14 protein-coding genes are annotated in these 24,744 nt (G+C 72.8%); 6 read left to right on the top strand and 8 right to left on the bottom strand.

The features are described from left to right. Positions 1-6 precede the first annotated feature (6 nt). Entirely contained in the window at positions 7-579 is a 573-nt protein-coding gene (locus ACU6P3_RS12600) for a DJ-1/PfpI family protein (protein ID WP_447197212.1), read from the bottom strand. A gap of 578 nt (positions 580-1,157) precedes the next feature. Between ACU6P3_RS12600 and ACU6P3_RS12595 the strand changes: the two genes are divergently transcribed. Then, positions 1,158-6,299 (top strand): NAD-glutamate dehydrogenase, encoded by a 5,142-nt coding sequence (locus ACU6P3_RS12595; RefSeq protein WP_447197211.1) that lies wholly within the window; start codon positions 1,158-1,160, stop codon positions 6,297-6,299. A 97-nt stretch (positions 6,300-6,396) separates the two neighbouring features. On the opposite strand, the gene ACU6P3_RS12590 is transcribed toward ACU6P3_RS12595, so the two are convergent. Together ACU6P3_RS12590 and ACU6P3_RS12585 are read right to left on the bottom strand one after the other, a co-directional pair. Beyond that, complete coding sequence (locus tag ACU6P3_RS12590) at positions 6,397-7,131, bottom strand: ABC transporter ATP-binding protein (RefSeq protein ID WP_447197866.1); 735 nt, start codon at positions 7,129-7,131, stop codon at positions 6,397-6,399. A gap of 115 nt (positions 7,132-7,246) precedes the next feature. Further along, on the bottom strand, positions 7,247-8,131 hold the full coding sequence (locus tag ACU6P3_RS12585; RefSeq protein WP_447197865.1) for an ABC transporter permease: 885 nt from the start codon (positions 8,129-8,131) through the stop codon (positions 7,247-7,249). A 301-nt stretch (positions 8,132-8,432) separates the two neighbouring features. Here ACU6P3_RS12585 and ACU6P3_RS12580 point away from each other — a divergent pair, with 301 nt between their 5' ends. Further along, the gene (locus ACU6P3_RS12580; protein ID WP_447197864.1) at positions 8,433-9,179 is read left to right on the top strand and encodes a TetR/AcrR family transcriptional regulator; all 747 of its coding nucleotides are present in this window, start codon (positions 8,433-8,435) and stop codon (positions 9,177-9,179) included. A 73-nt stretch (positions 9,180-9,252) separates the two neighbouring features. Here the strand turns inward: ACU6P3_RS12580 and ACU6P3_RS12575 are convergent, their stop codons facing one another. The 4 genes from ACU6P3_RS12575 to ACU6P3_RS12560 form a co-directional block, all read right to left on the bottom strand. Continuing rightward, positions 9,253-10,251 (bottom strand): carbohydrate ABC transporter permease, encoded by a 999-nt coding sequence (locus tag ACU6P3_RS12575; protein ID WP_447197210.1) that lies wholly within the window; start codon positions 10,249-10,251, stop codon positions 9,253-9,255. Continuing rightward, positions 10,248-11,633, bottom strand: coding sequence for a carbohydrate ABC transporter permease (locus ACU6P3_RS12570; RefSeq protein WP_447197209.1), 1,386 nt, complete (start codon positions 11,631-11,633; stop codon positions 10,248-10,250). Before ACU6P3_RS12570 ends, ACU6P3_RS12575 begins: the two co-directional genes overlap by 4 nt. A gap of 5 nt (positions 11,634-11,638) precedes the next feature. After that, on the bottom strand, positions 11,639-13,096 hold the full coding sequence (locus ACU6P3_RS12565; RefSeq protein WP_447197208.1) for an ABC transporter substrate-binding protein: 1,458 nt from the start codon (positions 13,094-13,096) through the stop codon (positions 11,639-11,641). 226 nt (positions 13,097-13,322) lie between these two features. Beyond that, a complete protein-coding gene (locus ACU6P3_RS12560; protein ID WP_447197207.1) occupies positions 13,323-17,687 on the bottom strand; it encodes an FHA domain-containing protein in 4,365 nt (1,454 codons plus the stop codon). Positions 17,688-18,411: 724 nt separating this feature from the next. On the opposite strand from ACU6P3_RS12560, the gene ACU6P3_RS12555 reads away from it, so the two are divergent. The 4 genes from ACU6P3_RS12555 (at position 18,412) to ACU6P3_RS12540 (ending at position 24,045) form a co-directional block, all read left to right on the top strand. Then, the gene (locus ACU6P3_RS12555) at positions 18,412-20,097 is read left to right on the top strand and encodes a serine/threonine-protein kinase (RefSeq protein WP_447197206.1); all 1,686 of its coding nucleotides are present in this window, start codon (positions 18,412-18,414) and stop codon (positions 20,095-20,097) included. A 397-nt stretch (positions 20,098-20,494) separates the two neighbouring features. After that, positions 20,495-21,721 (top strand): serine/threonine-protein kinase, encoded by a 1,227-nt coding sequence (locus ACU6P3_RS12550; protein ID WP_447197205.1) that lies wholly within the window; start codon positions 20,495-20,497, stop codon positions 21,719-21,721. Between the two features lie 242 nt (positions 21,722-21,963). Then, positions 21,964-23,070 carry a peptide chain release factor 2 gene (gene prfB / locus ACU6P3_RS12545; RefSeq protein WP_344276533.1) on the top strand — a complete coding sequence of 369 codons (1,107 nt, stop codon included), beginning with the start codon at positions 21,964-21,966 and terminating at the stop codon, positions 23,068-23,070. Between the two features lie 270 nt (positions 23,071-23,340). After that, positions 23,341-24,045: a hypothetical protein gene (locus tag ACU6P3_RS12540; protein WP_447197204.1), complete on the top strand. Its 705-nt coding sequence runs from the start codon at positions 23,341-23,343 to the stop codon at positions 24,043-24,045. 325 nt (positions 24,046-24,370) lie between these two features. Here the strand turns inward: ACU6P3_RS12540 and ACU6P3_RS12535 are convergent, their stop codons facing one another. Further along, entirely contained in the window at positions 24,371-24,565 is a 195-nt protein-coding gene (locus ACU6P3_RS12535; protein WP_447197203.1) for a hypothetical protein, read from the bottom strand. Positions 24,566-24,744: the final 179 nt, after the last annotated feature.

Here is a 24,744-nt window from a genome sequence, read left to right as displayed (position 1 = left end):
CAGGAATCAGGGCTGGGGCAGCGGGGCCTTCTGCCGGAGGACCTTCAGGAACTCGCGCATCCACGCGGGGTGGTCCGGCCAGGCGCGGGAGGAGACCAGAGTGCCGTCGACCACCGCTTCGGCGTCCTGGTAGGTGGCGCCGGCCGACTGCATGTCGATCTCCAGGGCCGGGTAGGCCGTGACGCGGCGGCCGGCCAGTTCGCCGACCGCGGCGGTCAGGAGCGGACCGTGGCAGATCTGGGCGACCGGTTTGTCGGCGTCGAAGAAGGACTTGAGGATCTTGCGGAGCTCCGGGTCGGCCCGGAGGTATTCGGGGGCGCGGCCGCCCGGGATGACGACGGCCGCGTACTGCGCCGGTTCGACCTCCGCGAAGGCCAGGTCGGCGGGGAGGGTGTAGCCCGGCTTCTCGGTGTACGTGTCGAAGCCCGGCTCGAAGTCGTGGACCACGAACCGGAGCTTCTTGCGGGACGGGGCCGCGACATGGACCTCGTACCCCTCCTCGCGCAGCCGCTGGTAGGGGTAGAGGACTTCGAGGGATTCGGCGGCGTCGCCGGTGACGATCAGGACCTTGGCTGCCATGACGGCTCCCGGTGAAGAGTGCGGTGAGCAGGTGAGTAGATGTGTGGCGGGACATGTCGGCACATGAAGCGTCTCGGGCGGGCGGTCCGTCCTCCTGCCGACCAGTCTCGTCCCGACCCTGCCCATCTGCGAGAGGTTGGTCACACCCGCGCGTGTGTCGGACGCGTGTCGCACGGGGTTACTGGCCAGCGCGCCCAACGGAACGGCCGGGTTCCCGCACCCGTACGGCTCATGTCGGGCCCCCGGCCCGGAGAGATAGCCTGGCCCCGTGATCAGCGCGATACGCCGTGGGGGCAGCGGAGCCCCCGGCCTGCGCCCGGCGCGCCACCGCCGCCGGGCGATCGCTGATCCCCGTGGACCCGTCTCTTCGGCCCTCGTCGACCGGTCCGGCATTCCGGGGCCCCGACGGCCGGAAATACGGGGCCATGACCTGGGCAGGCTGTCAAAATTGGCCAATAAGACCCCGGGAATCGCTCATCGCGGCCTAACGTCGAATCCGAGCGGAGACCCCGCGTCGTGGCGTTGTGTCGCTTCCTTCACCTACGTCACGCAATGGCGCGCGACAGGAGCCAGAGGACATGCAGACCAAGCTGGACGAAGCCAAGGCCGAGCTGCTCGAACAGGCGGCCCGGGTCGCTGAGAACAGCCCTGTGGGGGGAACCGGGGGACCAGGGGGAGTCTCTCGGACGGACCGGGCCGCCACGGCCGGGCCCGCCGGTTCCGGCCACATGGGCGGCGCACCCGGTCAGGACACCGACACCCTTCTGGCGTACCTCCAGCGCTACTACCTGCACACCGCCCCCGAGGACCTGGTCGGCCGTGACCCCGTGGACGTCTTCGGCGCGGCGCAGTCCCATCACCGGCTGGCGGCGCACCGCCCGCAGGGCACGGCGAACGTCCGGGTGCACACCCCGACCGTCGAGGAGAACGGCTGGACGTGCAGCCACACGGTGGTCGAGGTCGTCACCGACGACATGCCGTTCCTCGTGGACTCCGTCACCAACGAGCTCTCCCGCCAGGGCCGGGGCATCCATGTCGTGATCCACCCGCAGGTCGTCGTGCGCCGTGACGTCACGGGCAAGCTGATCGAGGTGCTTCCCGGCGGCGGCGAGGCCCGGCGCGCCGGCGAGGCCGTGCGCACGGGTGAGGCCGATGAGGCCGACGGGGCCGGCAAAGGCAGCAAGGCCGGCAAGGGCGGCAAGAGGGCCAAGGCCGACAGCGGCAAGGGGAACGGCGCGGACGGGGCCGCGCCGCGTCCGCACGACGCGCTCACCGAGTCCTGGATCCATGTCGAGATCGACCGCGAGAGCGACCGCGGCGATCTCCAACAGATGACCTCCGACCTGCTGCGTGTCCTGTCCGACGTCCGCGAGACCGTCGAGGACTGGGAGAAGATGCGCGGGGCGGCTCTGCGCATCGCCGACGAGCTGCCCGCCGAGCCGATCGCCGACGACCTGCGCGAGCAGGAGGTCTACGAGGCCCGCGAACTGCTGCGCTGGCTTGCGGCGGACCACTTCACCTTCCTCGGTTACCGCGAGTACGAGCTGACGGACGGCGATGTGCTGGCCGCCGTGCCCGGTACCGGCCTCGGCATCCTGCGCTCCGACCCCAAGCACGACGAGGACGAGGACCACCCGGTCAGCCCGTCGTTCAGCCGGCTGCCCGCCGACGCCCGCGCCAAGGCCCGGGAGCACAAGCTCCTCATCCTCACCAAGGCCAACAGCCGTGCCACCGTCCACCGGCCCAGCTACCTCGACTACGTCGGGGTGAAGAAGTTCGACGAGAAGGGCAACGTCGTCGGGGAACGGCGGTTCCTCGGGCTGTTCTCCTCGGCCGCGTACACCGAGTCCGTCCGCCGGGTGCCGGTCATCCGGCGCAAGGTCGCCGAGGTGCTGGAGGGCGCGGGCTTCTCGCCCAACAGCCACGACGGCCGCGACCTGCTCCAGATCCTGGAGACCTACCCGCGCGACGAGCTGTTCCAGACGCCCGTCGACCGGCTCCGCTCGATCGCCACCAGCGTGCTCTACCTCCAGGAGCGCCGCAGGCTGCGGCTCTACCTGCGCCAGGACGAGTACGGGCGCTACTACTCCGCCCTCGTCTACCTGCCGCGCGACCGCTACACGACCGCGGTCCGGCTGCGGCTGGTCGACATCCTCAAGGAGGAACTCGGCGGCACGAGCGTCGACTTCACCGCCTGGAACACGGAATCGATTCTCTCCCGGCTCCACTTCGTGATCCGGGTGCCGCGCGGCACCGAACTGGCCACGCTCACGGACGCCGACGCGGACCGCATCGAGGCCCGGCTGGTGGCGGCCGCGCGCTCCTGGGCCGACGCCTTCGGTGAGGCGCTGAACGCCGAATGCGGTGAGGAGCGGGCCGCCGAACTGCTGCGCCGCTACGGCAACGCCTTCCCCGAGGGGTACAAGGCGGACCACTCCCCGCGCGCGGCGGTCGCCGACCTCGCCCACCTGGAGAAGCTCAACGAGGAGGGCGAGGACTTCTCGCTCTCCCTGTACGAGCCGGTCGACGCCGGTCCCGGCGTGCGCCGCTTCAAGATCTACCGCACGGGCGAGCAGGTCTCGCTGTCCGCCGTGCTGCCCGTGCTCCAGCGCCTCGGCGTCGAGGTCGTCGACGAGCGCCCGTACGAACTGCGCTGCTCGGACCGTACGCACGCCTGGATCTACGACTTCGGGCTGCGGATGCCCCCTGGCAGCGGGTCGTCCGCGGGCGACTACCTGACGGACGACGACCGCGAGCGCTTCCAGGACGCGTTCGCCGCCGTCTGGACCGGGGCCGCGGAGAACGACGGCTTCAACTCCCTCGTTCTGCGCGCCGGGCTGACCTGGCGCCAGGCGATGGTGCTGCGCGCGTACGCCAAGTACCTGCGCCAGTCCGGCTCGACGTTCAGCCAGGACTACATGGAGGACACCCTCCGTAACAACGTCCACACCACGCGACTGCTGGTCTCGCTGTTCGAGGCCAGGATGTCGCCGGGCCGGCAGCGCGCCGGCACGGAGCTGACCGAGGCCATGCTGGAGGAGCTGGACGGGGCCCTGGACCAGGTCGCGAGCCTGGACGAGGACCGGATCCTGCGGTCGTTCCTCACCCTCATCAAGGCCACCCTGCGCACCAACTTCTTCCAGCGGGCGGGCAGCGGCGAGCACCACGGCTACGTGTCGATGAAGTTCGACCCGCAGGCCATCCCCGATCTGCCCGCGCCCCGGCCCGCGTACGAGATCTGGGTGTACTCCCCGCGGGTGGAGGGTGTCCACCTGCGCTTCGGCAAGGTCGCCCGCGGCGGCCTGCGCTGGTCGGACCGGCGGGAGGACTTCCGCACGGAGATCCTCGGCCTGGTCAAGGCACAGATGGTGAAGAACACCGTGATCGTGCCGGTCGGCGCCAAGGGCGGCTTCGTCGCCAAGCAGCTGCCCGACCCGGCCGCCGACCGGGACGCCTGGCTCGCCGAGGGCATCGCCGCGTACAAGATGTTCATCTCGGCGCTGCTCGACATCACCGACAACATGGTCGGGGGCGAGGTCGTGCCGCCGGCCGACGTGGTGCGGCACGACGAGGACGACACGTACCTGGTCGTCGCGGCCGACAAGGGCACCGCGAGCTTCTCCGACATCGCCAACGAGGTCGCGGTCGGTTACGGCTTCTGGCTGGGCGACGCCTTCGCCTCCGGCGGCAGCGCCGGCTACGACCACAAGGGCATGGGCATCACGGCCCGGGGCGCCTGGGAGTCCGTCAAGCGGCACTTCAGGGAGCTGGGGCACGACACCCAGACCCAGGACTTCACGGTCGTCGGCGTGGGCGACATGTCCGGTGACGTGTTCGGCAACGGCATGCTGCTCTCCGAGCACATCCGGCTGGTCGCGGCCTTCGACCACCGGCACATCTTCCTCGACCCGCGCCCGGACGCGGCCACCTCGTACGCCGAGCGGCGCCGCATGTTCGCGCTGCCGCGTTCCTCCTGGGCCGACTACAACACCTCGCTGCTCTCGCAGGGCGGCGGCATCCACCCCCGTACGGCCAAGTCCATCCCGGTCAACGCGCAGGTGCGCCAGGCGCTCGGCATTCCGGCGGGTGTCACCAAGCTGACGCCGGCGGAGCTGATGAAGGCCATCCTCCAGGCGCCGGTGGACCTGCTGTGGAACGGCGGGATCGGTACGTACGTCAAGGCGTCCACGGAGACGCACGCCGACGTCGGCGACAAGGCCAACGACGCGATCCGCGTCAACGGCGAGGACCTGCGCGCCAAGGTCGTCGGCGAGGGCGGCAACCTGGGGCTGACCCAGCTCGGCCGGATCGAGTTCGCCCGGCGCGGGGCCGGCGGCTCCGGCGGCAAGGTGAACACCGACGCCATCGACAACAGCGCCGGCGTGGACACCTCCGACCACGAGGTGAACATCAAGATCCTGCTCAACGGCCTGGTCACGGAGGGCGATCTGACGGTCAAGCAGCGCAACAAGCTGCTCGCCCGGATGACCGACGAGGTCGGCCGGCTGGTCCTGCGCAACAACTACGCGCAGAACACCGCGCTCGCCAACGCCGCCTCCCAGGCGCCCTCGCTCCTCCACGCGCACCAGCGCTTCATGCGCAGGCTGGAGCGGGACGGCCACCTGGACCGGGAACTGGAGTTCCTGCCGACCGACCGGCAGATCCGCGAGCTGCTGAACGCGGGGAAGGGCCTCTCGCAGCCCGAGCTGGCCGTCCTGTTCGCGTACACCAAGATCACGGTGGCGGACGAGCTGATCCGCACGGACCTCCCCGACGACCCCTACCTGCGCAAGCTGCTGGACGCGTACTTCCCCGAGGAGCTGCGCGAGCAGTACCCCGAGCGGATCGACCAGCACGCGCTGCGCCGCGAGATCGTGACGACGGTCCTGGTCAACGACACGGTGAACACGGGCGGTACGACCTTCCTGCACCGGCTGCGCGAGGAGACCGGCGCATCGGTCGAGGAGATCGTCCGGGCGCAGACCGTGGGCCGGGAGATCTTCGGTCTGGGTGCCGTCTGGGACGCGGTGGAGGCGCTGGACAACCGGGTCCCGGCCGACGTCCAGACCAGGATCAGGCTGCACTCGCGCCGGCTGGTCGAGCGCGGCACGCGCTGGCTCCTCGGCAACAGGCCGCAGCCGCTGCAGATCGCGGAGACCATCGAGTTCTTCTCGGAGGGCGTGGAGCGGGTCTGGGACAAGCTGCCCACGCTGCTGCGCGGCCCCGAGCTCGAGTGGTACGAGCGGATCCGGGCGGAGCTGACGGAGGCGGGCGTCCCGGAGGAGCTCGCCACGCGGGTGGCCGGGTTCTCGTCCGTCTTCCCGGCGCTGGACATCGTCGCCATCGCGGACCGTACGGGGGCGGACCCGCTGTCCGTCGCCGAGGTGTACTACGACCTCGGTGACCGGCTGAGGATCAGCAAGCTGATGGACCGGATCATCGAGCTGCCGCGCGCCGACCGCTGGCAGTCGATGGCCCGGGCCTCGATCCGGGAGGACCTGTACGCGGCGCACGCCGGGCTGACCTCGGACGTCCTGACCGTGGGCGACGGGAACGCGACGCCGGAGGAGCGGTTCGCGGCGTGGGAGCGGAAGAACGCGGCGATCCTGGGCCGTTCGCGGGCCACGCTGGAGGAGATCCAGGGCTCGGACTCGTTCGACCTGGCGAACCTGTCGGTGGCGATGCGCACGATGCGGACGCTGCTGCGCACGCACCGCTGACCGGCGGGGGATGAGGGAGGGGCGCCCGGCTCGTACGGTGAGCCGGGCGCCCCTCCCTCTCCCTTCGGGCCGCCCTCGCGCGGCCGGTGCCGTGGCGCTACTTCTTCCTGCCGCCCGTGGAGCGCTCGTACGCGGCGACGACCTCCCGCGCCGGGCCGTCCATCCGCAGCGTGCCCGACTCCAGCCACAGCGCCCGGTCACAGGTTTCGAGGATCGACTTGTTGCTGTGGCTGACGAGGAAGACGGTGCCGGCCTCCTCGCGCAGCGCGGCGATCCGTTCCTTGCTGCGGCGCTGGAACCTCGCGTCACCGGTGGACAGCGCCTCGTCGATCAGCAGGACGTCATGGCTCTTGGCCGCCGCGATCGAGAAGCGCAGCCGGGCGGCCATACCGGAGGAGTACGTCCGCATCGGCAGCGTGATGAAGTCCCCCTTCTCGTTGATGCCGGAGAAGTCGACGATCTCCGCGTAGCGGTCGCGGACCTGCTCCCGCGTCATGCCCATCGCCAGTCCGCCCAGGATGACGTTGCGCTCGCCGGTCAGGTCGTTCATCAACGCGGCGTTGACACCGAGGAGCGACGGCTGGCCCCGGGTGAAGACCTGGCCCTCCGTCGGGGGCAGGAGCCCCGCGATCGCCTTGAGAAGAGTCGACTTGCCGGAGCCGTTGGAGCCGATCAGTCCGATCGCCTCGCCCTTGTACGCGGCGAAGCTCACGCCGCGTACGGCGCGCACCCGGCGCGCCCCGGGGACGGCGCGCCGCCGCGAGACGAGCCGGCTGAGCGCGGAGGTGGCGCTGCCCTTGCCGCCCCGGGAGCCATGGACGGTGTAGGTGATGTGGACACCGTCGACGACGACGGTGGGGACGGGATCGGCCGTGCCCGTGCGTTCGGCCGTGTCCGTACCGCGCCCAGTCGTGTCCGTCCCGCGTCCGGTGCTGTCCGTCCTGTGCTCAGCCACGTCCGTACTCCTCCTCCGCCTCCCAGAAGAACAGGAACCCGCCGACCCCGGCGAGCACCGCCCAGCCGAGCGCGACCGCCCAGACGTGCGGCGGGAGTTGGGCGCCGGTGAAGCTGTCGATGAGCGCGAAGCGCATCAGGTCGATGTAGACGGCGGCCGGGTTGTACTGGAGGGCCGTGACCACCGCGTGCGGCAGCCGGTCGCTGCCCGCGAGCTTGTCGAGGCTCCACATGACGCCCGACACGTACATCCAGGTACGCAGGACGAACGGCATCAGCTGGGAGATGTCCGGGGTCTTCGCGGCCAGCCGGGCGAAGACCATCGACAGCCCGGTGTTGAACAGCGACTGGAGGGCCAGGGCGGGCAGGGCGAGCAGCCAGCTGAACTCCGGATGGACGCCGAAGCAGAACAGGATCACCACCAGCGCGCCCATCGAGAACAGCAGCTGCTGGAGCTGTTGCAGGGCCAGGGCGATGGGCAGTGCGGCGCGCGGGAAGTGCAGCGCCCGGACGAGGCCGAGGTTGCCGGAGATCGCGCGGGTGCCCGCGGTGACCGAGTTGGAGGTGTACGTCCAGATGAAGACACCCGTGACCAGGAACGGCACGAAGTCCGGCACGCCGTTCTTTGTGTCCAGGAGCAGGCCGAAGATGAAGTAGTAGACCGTCGCGTTCAGCAGCGGGGTCATCAGCTGCCAGACCTGGCCCAGCTTCGCCTGGCTGTACTGGGCGGTCAGCCGGGCGGTGGCGAACGCGGTGATGAAGTGACGCCGCGACCAGAGCCGGCGGACATAGGCGGGCACCGAGGGACGGGCGCCGCTCACGGTGAGTCCGTGCCGGGCGGCGAGGGCGCTCAGGTCCTCGGTGGCGGCGGGCCGGATGACGGCGGGCCCGGTGACCGTGACCCCGGTGACGGCGGGTCCGGTGACGGTCTCCGGTGCCTTGGAAGCCGGTGGGGGCGCTGAGGATGGTGGGGACGGTGCGGCTGTCTGGCTCACGGCGGATCGCTTTCGCGGAGAGGGCGGGAGCGGCTCGACGACGGGACGGATCCGTATCGTCGCAACGCCAAAGGTAGGACGGAGAGCGTCGCAACGCAACCGTCTCGTCGTCACGTGGACGTCCGCTATGCTCGGGGCGATGAGCACCGACGGCGAGAACGCGCGTGACGACTCGCGTGACAACGTGCGCGGCACCGACCGCGAGACAGCCGCGCCGGCCGCGCCCGGGACGGGAGCCGGAGCAGGAGGCGCGCCGGGGGCCCGTACGAACGAGGCGTCACGCTCGCGCACGCCGGGCGCTTCCCGCACGCCGGGCGGCTCCCGTACGCCGGGTTCGCGCACCCCGCGCCGTACCCCTGCCGGGGCGGCCGTTCTCCGGGAGGACGTGACCGACGCCATCCGGGCCGCCGTCTTCGAGGAACTGGCCGCGGTCGGCTTCGCCCGGATGTCCATCGAGGGCATCGCGCGCCGGGCCGGGGTCGGCAAGACCGCCGTCTACCGGCGCTGGAAGTCCAAGCTGGCGCTCGTACTCGACCTGGTCTCCGCCTTCGCCGCGCAGGGGCTGCCCGCCCCCGCCACCGGTTCGCTGTACGGCGATGTGCGCGCCCTGCTCGAGGTGGCCGCGCACGCGCTGCGTCACCCGGTGGCCTCGCGGGTCATCCCGGACCTGCTGGTGGAGGCGGCCCGGCAGCCGGAGATCTCCGAGGCGATCAGGGCGGCGCTGCTGGACGGGCAGCGTGGCATCGCCGCGGTGATCGTCCGCGAGGCGGTCGAGCGGGGAGAACTGCCCGCGGGCACGGACGCGGACCGGGCGCTGGACCTGGTGATCGGTCCGCTCTACTGGCGGCTGGTGGTGGTGCGGTCCGGCCTGCCCCAGGGGTACCTGGACGATCTGGCGGCCTCGGCGGTCGCGGCGCTCACGCGCGACTGAGCACGGAGGAAGGGCCGGCCCCGTGGACATCAGTCCCGTGGGCCGGCCCCCTTGGCGCGTCCGTGGCGCGGCGCTACTTGACGGCTCCCGCCATCACTCCCGTCACGAACTGCCGCTGGAACGCGAAGAACACGACCAGGGGAATCACCATCGACACAAAGGCGCCCGGCGCCATGACGTCGATGTTGTTGCCGAACTGCCGTACCTGCTGCTGGAGCGCCACGGTGATCGGCGGGCTCTTGGAGTCCGCGAAGATCAGCGCGACCAGCATGTCGTTCCAGACCCACAGGAACTGGAAGATCCCCAGCGAGGCGATCGCGGGTCCGCCGAGCGGCAGCACCACCCGCGTGAACAGCCGTATCTCGCCCGCGCCGTCGAGCCGGGCCGCCTCCAGCAGCTCCCTCGGGATCTCCGCGAAGAAGTTCCGCAGCAGGAAGATCGCGAAGGGCAGGCCGAAGGCGACATGGAAGAGGACCACGCCGAAGGTCGTCTCGAAGATGCCGATGGCACCGAACAGCTTCGACACCGGCACCAGCGCCACCTGCACGGGCACCACCAGCAGCCCCACCACCACCAGGAACCACCAGTCGCGGCCGGGGAAGTCCATCCAGGCGAAGGCGTAACCGGCGAGCGAGCCGATCACCACGACCAGGACCGTCGCCGGGACGGTGATCGTGACCGAGGAGAGCAGGGAGCCGGTGATGACCTCGTTGTCCAGGAGCCGCGCGTAGTTCTCCGTGGTGAGCTGGGCGGGCGCGGTGAAGATCTCCCACCAGCCGCTCGCCGCGATGTCGGAGGAGTCGCGCAGCGAGGACAGCAGCAGGCCGATCGTCGGCATCAGCCAGAACAGCGCGACGAGGATCAGGAAGATCCGCAGCGCCCCGCCGCTCGCGCTCGCCACGAGCCGGCTGCCGAGGGACGGCCGGGACCCCGGTCCGGTCCCCGGCCCGGCTCCCGGCCCGGTCCCCGGCGCGGACGCCGTTCCCTTCGAGGACGCGCCGCCCGTCGAGGCGTCCGCGCCGCCCTTCCCGGATCCCGCCGGGACCCCACCGTCGTACACGTCCGTGCTCATCGGCGGGTCTCCCTTCGCATGCGCCGCACGTTGAACAACATCACCGGGATCACCAGCAGGAGCAGCAGGACGGCGATCGCGCTGCCGACCCCCAGGTCCGCGTCCGTGCCGAACGACGAGCGGTAGAGCTGGAGCGCCAGCACGTTCGCGTCGTCCTGGGAGGAGCCCGGCGCGATGATGAAGACCAGGTCGAAGATCTTGAGCACATTGATCATCAGCGTGACCATCACGACCGCGAGCACCGGCGCCAGCAGGGGAACGGTCACCCGGCGGAAGACCTGCCACTCGTTGGCACCGTCCACCCGGGCGGCTTCCATGAGCTCGCGCGGCACACCCGCCAGACCGGCCGCGATCAGCACCATCGCGAAGCCGGCCCACATCCACACGTAACTGCCGATGATGGCGGGGGTGACGAACGTCGGGCCGAGCCAGTCCACGCCGTTGTACGGCTCCCGGAAGTTCGTCGCAGGCAGCCGCAGCTGTGCCCCGTCGGCCGCCGCCGGCAGGCTGAACGTTCCGTCGGCCGCCGCGGTCGCCGAGGCCACCACCTTGCCGTCCTTGACGGCCTCCACCTTGATGCCCTTGAGGCCCAGTTCCTCGGGGTCGACGACATTGGGTCTGCCGCCGCCGCCCCGGGTGAAGTCCAGCCAGGCCGTGCCGGTGACCTCGCCGTCGGCGGGCTTCGCCGCGGCGGCCGGCCGCGCGTCCGACGGCATCTTCGCCGGAGCGACGCCCACCAGCGGCAACTGGGCCGGTGCGCCCGCGCGTACGGGCTCCTTGGTGACGAACGAGCCGCCGCCGCCCGGTTTCAGCGGATGCACCGGCAGGGGACGGGCCTTGGGGAAGCCGGCCGACTCGTTGAACGTGTCGTGCACGCCCACCCAGACCGCGTTGGCGACGCCCCGGTTCGGGTCCTGCTCGTACACCAGCCGGAAGATGATGCCCGCGGCGAGCATCGAGATCGCCATGGGCATGAAGACGATCAGCTTGAACGCCGTGCCCCAGCGGACCCGTTCGGTGAGGACGGCGAAGATCAGGCCGAGCGCGGTGGCGACGGTGGGCGCCACCACGACCCAGATCGCGTTGTTCCGCACCGCCGTGAGGATGGTGTCGTCGGTGAAGATCTCGACGTAGTTGCCGAGTCCGGCGAAGGAGTCCCCCGACTTGTCGAAGAAGGACCGGTAGACCGAGTACCCGATCGGGTAGACCACGAGCGCGCCCAGCAGCACCAGGGCGGGCAGCAGGAAGCCGGCGGCGATCAGTTTCCGCGTACCCGTCACGCTCTTGCGCGCGTTCGGGGGCGTGTCCCGGTCCGGAGCGGGGGCGGAGGCGGAGGCGGGGGGCACCGGCGCGGCGGCGCCCCCCGTGGCCGTCGATTTCATCGCCGTCAGCTCTGGTACGCCTTGGCCGCGGCCGACTCCAGCTGCCGCTGGGCGCCCGCCACGTCCTTCGGGTTCTTCAGGAAGTCCTGGAGCGCCTTCCACTCACCCTTGCCGGGCGTGCCGCCGAACGACTGCGGCATCTGGTCCGACATGTCGAAGCGGAAGTCGTCGCCCGCGGCGATCAGCGCCTCGGCGATGTCGCGCTGGACGTCGTTCGGGTACGCGGCGGTGTCCAGGGACTTGTTCGGCGAGACGAAGCCGCCCGCCTCGGCCCAGATGTGAGCCGCGTCCGTGGAGGCCAGGAACGTCAGCAGCGCCTGCGCGCCCTTGGTGTCCTTCAGCGCCACGGCCGCGTCGCCGCCCGTCACGACCGGCGAGTCGCCGCCCACCGCCGGGAAGGGGAAGACCTTCGCGTCCTCACCTATCTTCGCGTCGGTCTCCGCGATGTTGACGCCGACGAAGTCCCCTTCGAAGACCATCGCCCCCTTCGGCTGGTCGCCGCCGGTGAACGTCTGGGTGACGGACGCGGGGAACTCCGTCTGGAGCGCGCCGTCCGCGCCGCCCGCGATCAGGTTGGGCTTGCCGAAGAGCTGGCCGAGCGTGGTGAGCGCCTCCTTCACGGAGGGGTCGGTCCACTTGATCTCGTGCCGGGCGAGCTGGTCGTACTTCTCCGGACCCGCCTGGGAGAGGTAGATGTTCTCGAACCAGTCGGTGAGGGTCCAGCCGTCCGCGCCGCCGACCGAGACGGGGGTGACGCCCGAGGCGGAGATCGTCTCGGCGGTCGACAGAAACTCCTGCCAGGTCTTCGGAACCGACGCGCCCGCGTTGTCGAACGCGGCGGTGTTGTACCAGACCAGGGACTTGTTGGCGGCCTTGAAGTACACGCCGTACTGCGTGCCGTCGACCGCGCCCAGGTCCTGCCAGCCCTTGCTGTAGTTCTTGGCGAGCTGGGCCTTGGCCTCGGCGCCCGCGGGCTTGGCCCACTTCTTCGCCACGGCCTGCTGGATCGCGCCCACCTGCGGCAGCATCGCCACATCGGGCGGGCTGCCCCCGGCGATCTTCGTACCGAGGAAGTTGACGATCGGGTCCTGGGCGGGGACGAAGGTGACCTTCGCGCCCGTGCGCTTCTCGAACTCGTCGAGGACCTTGGTGAAGTTGGCCTGTTCCGGACCGGTCCAGACGGCCGCGACCTGCACGGTCTCGCCCGTCAGCTTGGGCAGCTGGACCGTGACCGCGGGCTTCTCGGCGCCGTCGCCCGAGGCCTTCGCCCCCTTGTCGTCGTCCGAGCCGCCGCCGCAGCCGGAGAGCGCGAGGGCGGCGGTGGCGGCGAGGGCCACGGCGGCCCGTCGGGTGCCGGACCGGCCGGACCGGCCGGACCCGCGAGGTGCGCCGTGCGTGCGTATGTCAGGCGCGGCGGTTCCGCCGGCACCACAAGGTGCGTCTGCTCCGCGAGTTGTGCGCATCACTGTCCCGTTCTCTCCCGTGTGCGTACGGATCTACGCATGCGGGACCGGCCGCGCGGCCGTCGACGTAGCGGCGCTGCTCCCGTCCCGTGGCACAGTCCTACGCCGGGGGGCCGGGGGCCGCAATACCGCTCCGGGCCACAACTCGTTGATCGTGATGGGCTCGTGATGTGGCCCGGGGACATACGTCCTGACCGGGGGTGTTATCGGCGGGACCAGGGACCTCTCAAAGGTGGACCGAGGTCAGTGGGGCGGCTGGGACGGCCTCGACCGAACGCGCCGCCCGTTCCAGCGCGCTGGCGAGCAGGGCGAGATCCGTCGGGCCGTTGCCGAGCTCCCTGACCGGCCGGCGGGCCGGCGGGTCGCCCATCCGCTCCCACTCCAGCACCACGACCGTGGGCCGCAGCGTCGCCGTACGCGGGATGCGGCCGGTGACCCGGCCGCCCTGGAAGGGGGTGACCCGGCCGTCGGGATGGCCCAGCCGGCCCCGGCCCGGGGCCGGTTCGTCCGGCGCGGGCGCGACCGGGGGTATGTCCAGCACGATCCGCAGTCGCGCGCTCTGGGCCAGTTCCGTGTCGACCGTACGGTCCGGGCGGGCCGAGGTCGCCACCAGGTGCACACCGAGCCGCTCGCCGTCGCGGGCCACGGCCTCCAGCGCCCGGACGACGGAACCGGCCGCGGGCCGGCCGGGGCTGCCGAGCGCGGGTGCGACCAGGGCGTCGAGGTCGTCGACGAGCACGACGAGCCGGGGCAGGGCCGCGGGCCCGGTGGCGGGTTCGGCGGAGGGCTCGAAAGAGGGCTCGACGGAGGGCGCCGGCCGCCCGGATCCCTCGGCGCGCCCTTCGGGGCGGTACTCGGGACCGGACGGGGGGTACGGCTCGGGACGCTGCTCGGAGCGGCCCCGGCCCTGGTCCGCGCGGCCGGTCCGGTCCGTACGGGCCTGGCCCGCGCTCTCCCGTGACGCACCGGGCTGCGGGACACCGGAACCGGTCCGGTCCGCCCGGGCCGGTGTGGTCCGCAGCCGGAGCGTGCCCCGGGTCCGGGAGTCGAGGTCGGAGCGGGGGGCGAAGCCGGACCGCGGGTCGGGCGCGTGGCCGGCGCGCGGCCGGTCCATGGCGGCGGTGGCGTTCGTACGGGACTCGGCGATGTACGGATCGGCTGCGCGGGATTCGGCTGTGCGCGGACCGGCTGTACGTGATTCGGCCGGGCGCGGATCGAATGTGCGCGGATCGGCGGTACGCGGATCGGCGGTGCGCGACTCCGGCGAGAACGACTCGGCTGTACGCGAAGCGGCCGCACGCTGCTCGGTCGTACGCTGCTCGGTCGTACGCTGCTCGGCCGCACGCGGCTCGGGTGTGTACGGTTCGGTCCGCCGGGGAGGCCGCTGTCCCTCGGCGCTCGTGACGCTCGGCGGACGCCGGCCGGACATTCGCTCCGCCGCCTCCCGCCGGGTGTGCCACTCGGCGAAGTCCAGTCGCCCCAGCAGCTCGGCGCGCCGCTTCAGCTCGGCCCCCAGGGCCTGGGCGAAGGCGCGCATCCTGACCGGGTCGGAGGCCACGAGGTGGTCCGTCACATGCGGCAGTTCGGTGGCGGCGGCCAGGCCCTCGCCGCGTTCGCCCCCGGCACCGTCGACCAGCAGCAGCGCCAGCCGGTCCGGCCGGGCGGCGGCGGCCAGGGAGGCGGCGACGGACCGCAGCAGTTCCGTACGGCCGCTGCCCCTCGGGCCCTCGATCAGCAGATGCGGGCCCTCCTCCGTCAGGTCGACCCCCACCGGGCCGTGCGGCCCGGCACCGAGGACGGCCGTGCAGTCGCCGGCGCCGTCGGCCGCGGACGCCCAGCGGGCCATCAGCGAAGCGGGAGTCGCCCGCGCCAGGCCCAGCTCGTCGAGCAGCCGGGCCGTCCGGGGCAGCGCGGCGGCGGGTCTGCCCCGGCCGCCGGCGACGGACGCGCGCAGCGGCGCCAGCGCCCGTCCGAAACGGTCCGCCCAGGCCGGGGACACCGCGTCCACGACCGCGACCGTGCCATGGCCCGCGGGCCGGCCCACCGCCGTGCGCAACAGCCGCAGCGCCGTGGCCACGTCGCCGCTCAGCAGCGCCACGGCCCCGCACTCACGGAAGGGCAGCGAGGCCGCGCAGGCCTCCTCGTAGGTCGCCGCGACCGGCGAGGACGGCGAGGCCGCCGGGGTCTCGGCGAGGCAGAGGAGATGGATCCCGGCGGCGGACCCGGCCGCGGCCAGCCGCGCCGTCGCCTCGCGCAGCGCGGCCGTGCCGGGGTCGCCGTCCACGATCACCAGCGTGCGCGGCCCGTCGTGGCGGGCGGCGGCCTCGGCGATCTCCTCGGGCCCGGCGGACGCCCAGCCCGGGCCGAGCGGACCGGTGTCGAGGCGGCGCGTCAGCTCGGCGGTCCTGGCGGCGGCCTGGTCCCGGTCGTAGGCGAGCAGCAGCCGGCAGTCCTGGCCGTGGGCGGGCCGTACGTGCGGCAGCCAGCCCAGCCAGCCCCAGTCCTGGCACCTGGCCTCCACGGCGCGCGTCCGGTCCGCGCCGATCAGCACGATCTCCAGGTCGGCGGGCGAGTGCAGCGCGGCGAGCTGGGCCACGGTCCACCGGGCGAGCCCCGTGAGCCGTTCCCTGGGCCCCGCCAGACCGAGCGAACCGGCCTCCCGGAAACCGACGGTGACCGGCACGGCGGGCAGTGGGCCCTTTCCCTCCGGGCCGCCGCCGACGGGGCGGTCGGCCGTGCCCAGCCGGGCGACGAGCGCCTCGGGGTGGTGGCTGTCGCGCTCCCACAGGCGGGTGCCGGGGCCGAGGGCGGTGAGCAGCACCTCCGCCGGGTCGGGCCAGGTGTCCGCGCGGTGGGCGGTGCCGGTGGCACCGTCGGCGCCGCGGGGACCGGGGACGGACCGTGCCGTCTCCCCGTCGCGCCCGCCGGCCAGCCGCCGGGCCCAGGCACCTATGCCGCCGCTCCTGCGCCGCCCGGAGGCTTCCGCGGCGACGGCGGCGGGGACTTCGGTGCCACGGGCGGGCGTGCCCTGCCGCCGTGATCCGGGCGTACGGGCGTCGGGTGTACGGACGTCGGTACGGGAGCCGGAGGACGGGCCGGAGGGCGTACGGGCGTCGGACGTGCGGGAGTCCGGCGTACGGGAGTGGGGAGCGCCGTCGTCGGCCGTGGGCTGTCCGGGCACGTGGGAGCCCGGCGTACGGGACGCCTGCGGGTCGGACGCGTGCGGGTCGGACGCGCGGGGGTCGGGCAGACCTGGGGCGGGCGCGTCGGCCGTGCGGCTGTGGGCGCGGGGACCGTCGGCCCCCGGCGCGCCGTCCGCCTGCCACCGGGTGCCGTCCGCGCCGTCCGCACGGCCCACGTGCGTGTCGGAGCCGCGCGGGTCGGGCACGCGCGGGGCACCCGGCGGGCTGCCGTAGCGCGGGCCGCCGTACTGCGGTCCTGGCGACCGGCCGGGGATCGGGCTGGAGGGCCGGGGGCCGTAGGCCTGGAGCGTGCGGCCCTCGCCCTGGCCCTGGCTCTGGCTCTGGCCCTGATTCCGGGTCGTGCCGGAGCCGCCCGCGCCCGAGTGCCGCACTCTCACCGTAGGGGTGTCGGTGCCGGGGCCCCCGTACGGCGGGCCGGCCGCCCGGGGACCGGCGCCGCCGCGGGCGGTCCGGGAGGCCTGTGCCATGTCGGCGGAGTCCTGCCCGTACCCGTAGCCGTCCTGCCCGTGGTCCTGCCGGGGGCCGTGGCCGTGATCGGGGCCATGCCCTGGGGACGGGGATCCTGAGCGTCCCGGGGCGTCCGTACGACCCGTCGCGCCCGTCGGGCCGGCCGGCCCGAAAGGCCCGGCCTCGTCGCCCGGGGCGGGGCCCGTCCCGGGCGCTACGGGGTCGCCGGGGCCGGTGGCTCCGGCCGTGGTCCCGTACGCGGCCTGCCCCGTGCCGTCCGGGCCGGCGGAGCCGTCCGGGCCGGGGCGCGCGACGCGCAGATGGCCCTCGCCGTCCGGCGTGGTGGGGAGCGCGGGCCGCCGGCCACCGGTCGTCAGGCGCAGCGCGGACTCCCCGAGCCGCAGCAGCGCGCCGGGGGCGAGCCGGACCGGCCGCTCACCGACGCGGGCACCCTCCAGCGTCGTCCCGTTCGTGGAGCCGAGGTCCGCCACGGAGACGCGGCCGTCGTCGCCGACCGTCACCGCGCAGTGCAGCCGTGACACGTCCGGATCGTCCAGCGGCACGTCGGCGTCGGCGGACCGGCCGATCCTGACCCGCCCGCCGTGCAGCAGGTGCACCCCGCCCGCGTCCGGGCCCGCGACCACATGGAGCTGGGCCGGCACGTCGTCGACGGGCACGTCGTCCTCCCCGGCCACCTGGAGGGAGAGCACCGCGCCGTCGATCAGCGGGGGCTCGCCGAGGGCGCAGCGCTGGGCGTCGAGCCGCTCACGGCCCGAGTACAGCACCACCCCGCCCGAGGCGTCGGGCCCGGCGGCGGCCGTGGCGAGGCCGGAGGCGACAGCGGCGAGCGCCGTCCCGGCGGGGGCGGTGACGAGCACGTCGCACGCGCGCGTGCCGGCATGGCCGCTGCGCGGCGCGAGGACGGTCAGCCGGATCTGCATCGCCGTCAGCGGTCCCTTCTGCGCGGGGTGCCCAGCAGGGGGCCATGCTCTGTGATGCCCCCCACCACGCACGGACGCGTCGCCCGGTACTTGTCGGCACGGACGGGGCGCGGTTCCCCCCGCTCCACACCCCACGTGCTGGGGGCATCTTCGCACCTGCCACTGACAACACGCCCGGCGACCAGCTACAAGTGATCTTGAATGGTCCGCTGTTGGCGCAAAAGTGCCTGCTTGGGCGATGCTTCGGTGCTGTTTTGGATCGTCTGTGATGTTCTCGGGCGCTCGACAAGAGGCCGATCGGCAACCATCCGTACAGCGGAGACGTCTTTCCTGCCAACGGGGCCCGGGCCTGCCGTCCGAGCCTGGTCCGATGGCGATCGGACCCCCGTCGGAAGACGACCGAACCGTGCAATGTTCGGCAATGCATTGCAGGTGTTTGTCGGTGTTTGTCAATGTTCGTCGGGCGGTTTTCTGAACCGCGCTCATCCAGGAATGGCCGGGAACGACCGTGAACCGGCCGGACCGAGGCGTGACAGAGGACGGAACCGACGGAGGAACGGCGAGGGACGGCAGAAGGACGGCAGAGGAACCGTGGCGGACACGTGCCGGGGCGGCAGCCGTCGGCCCGCGTCGCCACCACCCCGGTCCCGGCCGGTTTACAGTGGGCCGGAGACCCGGCACCCGGGACGACGAGAAGATCCCCGATCAGCAGGGAGCGCATGACGTGCGGCCGGTAGGCAGCAAGTACCTGCTCGACGAGCCGCTCGGACGCGGCGCCACGGGCACCGTCTGGCGCGCCAGCCAGCGCGAGACCGCGGGAGCCGAGGCGGCCGTGGCGGGCCGGCCCGGCGAGACCGTAGCGATCAAGGTCCTCAAGGAGGAGCTGGCGAACGACCCGGATGTGGTGATGCGCTTCCTGCGGGAGCGCTCCGTCCTGCTCCGCCTCACCCACCCCAATATCGTCCGCACCCGCGACCTGGTCGTCGAGGGTGATCTGCTCGCGCTCGTCATGGACCTGGTCGACGGTCCGGACCTGCACCGCTACCTGCGCGAGAACGGCCCGTTCAGCCCGGTCGCCGCGGCCCTGCTGACCGCCCAGATCGCGGACGCGCTGGCCGCCAGCCACGCCGACGGCGTCGTCCACCGCGATCTCAAGCCCGCCAACGTCCTGTTGCGGACCGACGGTGAGCAACTGCACCCGATGCTCACCGACTTCGGCATCGCGCGCCTTGCCGACTCCCCCGGCCTGACCCGTACCCACGAGTTCGTCGGGACGCCCGCCTACGTGGCACCGGAGTCCGCCGAGGGCCGCCCGCAGACCTCCGCCGTCGACATCTACGGCGCGGGCATCCTGCTGTACGAACTGGTCACGGGACGGCCGCCGTTCGCCGGCTCGACCGCCCTCGAAGTGCTCCAGCGCCACCTCAGCGAGGAGCCCCGCCGCCCCTCCACCGTGCCCGAGCCGCTGTGGACGGTCATCGAGCGGTGCCTGCGCAAGAACCCGGACGAGCGGCCGAGCGCCGAGAACCTGGCCCGCGCCCTGCGGACCGTCGCCGACGGGGTCGGGGTGCACTCCACGCCCGCCCAGGTCGACGCGGCGCTGGGCGTGGCCGCGCTCCTCGCTCCGGACCCGGCGCCCGCGCCGGTGCCGGACACCCCGGGCGCACCGGGCGCCGCGGACCCGACGCAGGTCCTGCCGACGGGCGCGGGCGCCGGCTCGTACGACCCGAGCGCGGCGACCAGCGTCCTGCCCGCCACGGGCGGGCCCGGGGGCCCCGGCGCCCCGGGGCAGGGCGCCGACCCGACCGCGGTCATGCCGCCCGTACCGCCGGGCCAGGACGGACCGCGGGGTCCCGGGGACCCCAACCACCCCTGGCAGTCCCAGCTCCAGGGCGTCCGGGACCGCAACGAGCAGACGCAGGTCCAGTACCTCGACCCGAGCGAGGACCCGCTGCGGCGCCGTCCGCAGCGGCAGCCCGCCCCCCACCCGCCCGCCGGGCCCCGGCAGCAGCAGCCGCAGCAGCGCTACGCGCCCCCGCCGCAGCAGTACGCCGCGCCGCCCCCGCAGCAGTACGCACCTCCGCAGCAACAGCAGTACGCCCCGGCCCAGCCGCCACCCCAGCCCCAGCGGCCGGAGCCGCGCCCGGCACGTGAACCACGCCCGCCGCGCGAACCGCGCCCGCCCCGGCAGCGCAGCGCGAACCCGATGCGGATCCCGGGCCTCGGCTGCCTCAAGGGATGCCTGTTCACGATCATCCTGCTCGTCGTCGCGGGCTGGCTGATCTGGGAGCTCACCCCGCTCCAGGACTGGGTCGCTCAAGGCAAGGGCTACTGGGACGCGATCGGCGACGCGATCTCCACGGTGACGGACTGGATCTCGCAGTTGACGGACGCGGGGAGCAACTTGTAGACGAACGGGGAGCGAGGCGGGTCCGGGCCTGCCCGGGCCGGGGGCGGAGCAGGCATCAGAGGGCCGGACGGACCCCCCGGCACCGGCCGGACGGGCCGCTTCAGACGCCCCGGTCCGACCCGCGGCACGCTTCGGCCGGTCCGGAGCAGCCGGCCCGGACCGCCCGGCCGGGAGCAGCCGGTCAGGAGTAGCCGGTCCGGTCTCTCCGCCCGGGCCTTTCGCTCCGGTCGGCCCCGTCCGTCACGGGCATCCGTTCGCGGACGGTCCGTCCCGGTCCGGGGCGGCCCCGGATCATCACTTTCACCCCGCGTATGTGAGGGGCGGTGCCAACCTGGGCACGGAACACCCCGTCACCCACGTACGTTGATGGGCAACGCCAGCCGCTGAGGGAGCAGTCTTGGCACGGAATATCGGCAGCCGGTACACCGCCCATCAGATCCTGGGGCGGGGCAGCGCCGGCACGGTGTGGCTCGGCGAGGGGCCCGAGGGCCCGGTCGCCATCAAGCTGTTGCGCGAGGACCTCGCGTCGGACCAGGAACTGGTCGGCCGGTTCGTCCAGGAGCGCACCGCCCTGCTGGGGCTCGACCACCCCCGGGTGGTCGGCGTCCGGGATCTGGTCGTGGACGGCAACGACCTGGCACTCGTCATGGAGCTGGTACGCGGTACGGACCTGCGGACCCGGCTCGACCGTGAACGCCGGCTCGCCCCCGAGGCGGCCGTCGCGATCATCGCCGACGTCGCCGACGGCCTCGCGGCCGCGCACGCCGCCGGTGTCGTGCACCGCGACGTCAAGCCCGAGAACATCCTGCTCGACATGGAGGGCCCGCTCGGCCCCGGCGGCGCGCACCCCGCGCTGCTCACCGACTTCGGTGTGGCCAAGCTGATCGACACCCCCCGGCGCACCAAGGCCACCAGGATCATCGGCACGCCCGACTACCTCGCGCCGGAGATCGTCGAGGGGCTGCCGCCGCGCGCGGCCGTCGACATCTACGCGCTGGCCACGGTCCTGTACGAGCTGCTCGCCGGGTTCACCCCGTTCGGCGGCGGCCACCCCGGAGCCGTACTGCGCCGGCACGTCACCGAGTCCGTGGTGCCCCTGCCCGGCATTCCCGAGGAGCTGTGGCAGCTCCTCCTCCAGTGTCTGGCCAAGGCCCCGGCCTCCCGGCTGCGCGCCTCCGAGCTGGCGGCGCGGCTGCGGGAGCTGCTGCCGACGCTGGCCGGGATCCCGCCGCTGGAGGTGGACGAACCGGAGACGGAGCCCACCGAGCAGCAGCCCGAGGAGCCCGGCGCGCCCGCGCCGCAGGAGCCGCGCCGCCGGGGCGCGGTCCCGCTGGTGCCGGGCGCTGCGCCCGACGGCAACCGGGACACGCACACGAGCATGCGCGTCCCCGCCCCCGACGAGCTGGCGGGCGGCGCCCGCGGCACCGCCCGCGCCCCGCGCGCACCGGGCCAGCGCCGACCGGGCTCGGCGCGCAACAAGGCGGGCGCGGTGCGTAAACGGCGGATCACCCTGGGGGCGGCGGCGGTGCTGCTCGTCGCGGCGGTGGGAGTGGGCGGCTGGCTGGCGACGAGCGAGGGCGGGGAGGAAACACCGGGGGAGACGGTGCGGACGACGTCGCCGTAGTCCCGGCCGGGTGCCGGGCTCCGGTGCCAGTTGACGTCCCGGGTATCCACGTCCGCCTCCCCGGGGTGCCGATACGTCCGGGGTAGCCACGTCTGCCGGCGAGTGAGCCGAGCACGGTCGACCGTCGACAGGGCCCGCGGCCGGAGGTCGCTGATGGATGCGGCGAGCGCCCCCGGAGGCGAACCGAGCCCTCACAAAGGAGCCCGGGGTGGGTTTCGGCTCTCAGCCGTTACGCTGGACCCGTGGCAGTCGTCGATGTATCCGAAGAGCTGAAGTCCCTCTCCTCGACCATGGGGTCGATCGAGGCCGTCCTCGACCTCGACAAGCTGAGGGCCGACATCGCCGTGCTGGAGGAGCAGGCCGCGGCCCCGTCCCTGTGGGACGACCCGGAGGCCGCGCAGAAGATCACCAGCCGGCTCTCGCACCTCCAGGCCGAGGTCCGTAAGGCGGAGGCGCTGCGCGGGCGTATCGACGACCTGGAAGTGCTGTTCGAGCTGGCGGAGGCCGAGGACGACTCGGACACCCGGGCCGAGGCCGAGACCGAGCTGGAGGCGGTGCGCAAGGCGCTGGACGAGATGGAGGTCCGTACCCTCCTGTCCGGTGAGTACGACGAGCGCGAGGCGCTCGTCAACGTCCGCGCCGAGGCCGGCGGCATCGACGCGGCGGACTTCGCCGAGCAGCTCCAGCGCATGTACCTGCGCTGGGCCGAGCGCCACGGCTACGGCACGGAGGTCTACGAGACGTCGTACGCGGAAGAGGCCGGCATCAAGTCGACCACCTTCGTCGTCAAGGCGCCGTACGCGTACGGGACGCTCTCCGTCGAGCAGGGCACCCACCGGCTCGTCCGTATCTCGCCCTTCGACAACCAGGGCCGCCGCCAGACGTCCTTCGCGGGTGTCGAGGTGCTCCCGGTCGTCGAGTCCAGCGACCATGTCGAGATCGACGAGTCCGAGCTGCGCGTGGACGTCTACCGCGCCTCGGGCCCCGGCGGGCAGGGTGTCAACACCACCGACTCCGCGGTCCGCATCACCCACCTCCCCACCGGCATCGTGGTCTCCTGCCAGAACGAGCGCTCCCAGATCCAGAACAAGGCGAGCGCCATGAACGTCCTCCAGGCGAAGCTGCTCGAACGCCGCCGCCAGGAGGAGCAGGCGAAGATGGACGCGCTCAAGGGCGACGGCGGCAACTCCTGGGGCAACCAGATGCGTTCGTACGTCCTGCACCCCTACCAGATGGTCAAGGACCTGCGGACGGAGTTCGAAGTCGGCAATCCGCAGAGCGTGCTCGACGGGGAGATCGACGGATTCCTCGAAGCCGGAATTCGCTGGCGCAAGCAGCAGGACAAGTAGAAACACGCTTTGTCGACAAGGGAACTGCCGTCCGTCGGGCGGCAGTTCCCTTTTATGTCACAGTTGCATCCCCGCACGATGGACAACTAACTCCATAACGGTCATCGCACGCGCAACGACCTTGACGCATATACAAAAAATGGCAAAGCTGACGCGGCATGCGTATGCGAGGGGCGCGTGAAACCGGGGGCGGCGAGACACATGACCCCCAGCGGCCGCAGCCCCGGACGCTACGCCAATGACGTATCAGCTACTGGGGGTAGCAGGCAGATGACCAAGAAGACGCGGATCCGCGTCGCACGGCTCGCGGCCGGTGCCGTGATCGCCGCGGGCGCTTCCCTGACCGCCGCGGGTGCCGCTTCGGCCACCGACATCGATCTGGGCATCGTCGGCGTGAACGTTTCCCTCGGCGACGAGGACCCGACGGACCCGCCCACCGACATCCCGGAGCCGCCGACCGACCCGGAGGAGCCGCCCACCGAGCCGGAGGAGCCGCCGACCGAGCCGGAGGAGCCGCCCACGGAGCCGGAGGAGCCGCCGACCGAGCCGGAGGAGCCGCCCACGGACCCGACCGACCCGTCGGACCCGCCCACCGACCCGTCCGACCCGCCTACGGACCCCACCGACCCGTCGGACCCGCCGACCGGTCCGTCGGACCCCGCGGACCCGTCCGCCCCGGCCCCGAACACCCCGGGTGAGAACGGCGGCGGCGCCCCCGGCGGCAACGGCTCGGACGACGAGGGCGCGGGCACCTGCACCGTCGACCTCGACGGTGCCGAGTGCGCCGACAACACCGGCACCGACAGCGCCGGCTCCAAGCCGGTCGAGCAGAGCGTGGGCAAGGAGGAGCTGGCCGAGACCGGTGCCGGCGACACGACCACGTTCCTGCTCATCGGTGCCGCCACGATGATCGCCGGTGGCATCGGCTTCCGTATGCTGCCCCGTCTGGTGGGCGGTGGCCGTACCGCCGCCTGACGACGTACGCCGGGTGCCCCGCGTACCTAGTGCCCCTCCCGGCAACGTTTGCCCCGTCGCGACGCCCGGCACGCGCGCTCGCCGCGTTGGCCACAAGCCCAGGTAGCTCCGCTACATGGACTTCTGCCCGCCTTGCGATCACACGCACCGGACGCCGCTCCTTGACGGGCAAACCTTGCCGGTCGCGGCACTAGGTGCTTCCCGCGCCTAGGTACGCGGCGGCCCCTGGGGTGACGCGGTGAGGCGCGGCGAGCCGGCCGCGCGAAGTCAGTCGCGCGAAGGGCCCGGACGCCATGAGCGTCCGGGCCCTTCGCGTTGCCGCGTCTCAGGCGGGCTGGTGCGCCGCCACCAGCGCCACCGCCGCCACGAGCAGCACCACCAGCGTCAGCAGCGCCACCGGGCTCAGGGAGCCCAGGGGGCCCTGCTGCTGCAGCCGCTCCCGGTGGGCCCGGCACACCCGGCACCTGCCCTCGGTGACCGGCCCCGCGCAGTTGGCGCACACCAATCGGTCATAGGTCATGCGCTTTCCTCCTCACCGCGCGGCGGAGCTGTCGGTCCGGTCGGTCCTGCCGATCCTGTCAGTACCGGCAGTCCTCTCAGTGCTGTCAGGGGCACTGTCACTCCGCTCAACGCTCCGGGAAACACGACGGTTCCCTCCTCCACTGTGCCAGTTCCCCGCGCTTTCGGCGCGGCCGTCCG

The sequence above is a fragment of the Streptomyces hebeiensis genome, from assembly GCF_052983195.1.
The sequence above is the reverse complement of the archived record's forward strand: the minus strand, read 5'-3'. Positions and strand labels throughout refer to the sequence as shown.

Coding starts and splice junctions, on each gene's coding strand:
- ACU6P3_RS12600 (WP_447197212.1), bottom strand. CDS start 579: ATGGCAGCCAAGGTCCTGATCGTCACCGGCGACGCCGCCGAATCCCTC.
- ACU6P3_RS12595 (WP_447197211.1), top strand. CDS start 1,158: ATGCAGACCAAGCTGGACGAAGCCAAGGCCGAGCTGCTCGAACAGGCG.
- ACU6P3_RS12575 (WP_447197210.1), bottom strand. CDS start 10,251: ATGAGCACGGACGTGTACGACGGTGGGGTCCCGGCGGGATCCGGGAAG.
- ACU6P3_RS12570 (WP_447197209.1), bottom strand. CDS start 11,633: ATGAAATCGACGGCCACGGGGGGCGCCGCCGCGCCGGTGCCCCCCGCC.
- ACU6P3_RS12565 (WP_447197208.1), bottom strand. CDS start 13,096: ATGCGCACAACTCGCGGAGCAGACGCACCTTGTGGTGCCGGCGGAACC.
- ACU6P3_RS12560 (WP_447197207.1), bottom strand. CDS start 17,687: ATGCAGATCCGGCTGACCGTCCTCGCGCCGCGCAGCGGCCATGCCGGC.
- ACU6P3_RS12540 (WP_447197204.1), top strand. CDS start 23,341: ATGACCAAGAAGACGCGGATCCGCGTCGCACGGCTCGCGGCCGGTGCC.
- ACU6P3_RS12535 (WP_447197203.1), bottom strand. CDS start 24,565: ATGACCTATGACCGATTGGTGTGCGCCAACTGCGCGGGGCCGGTCACC.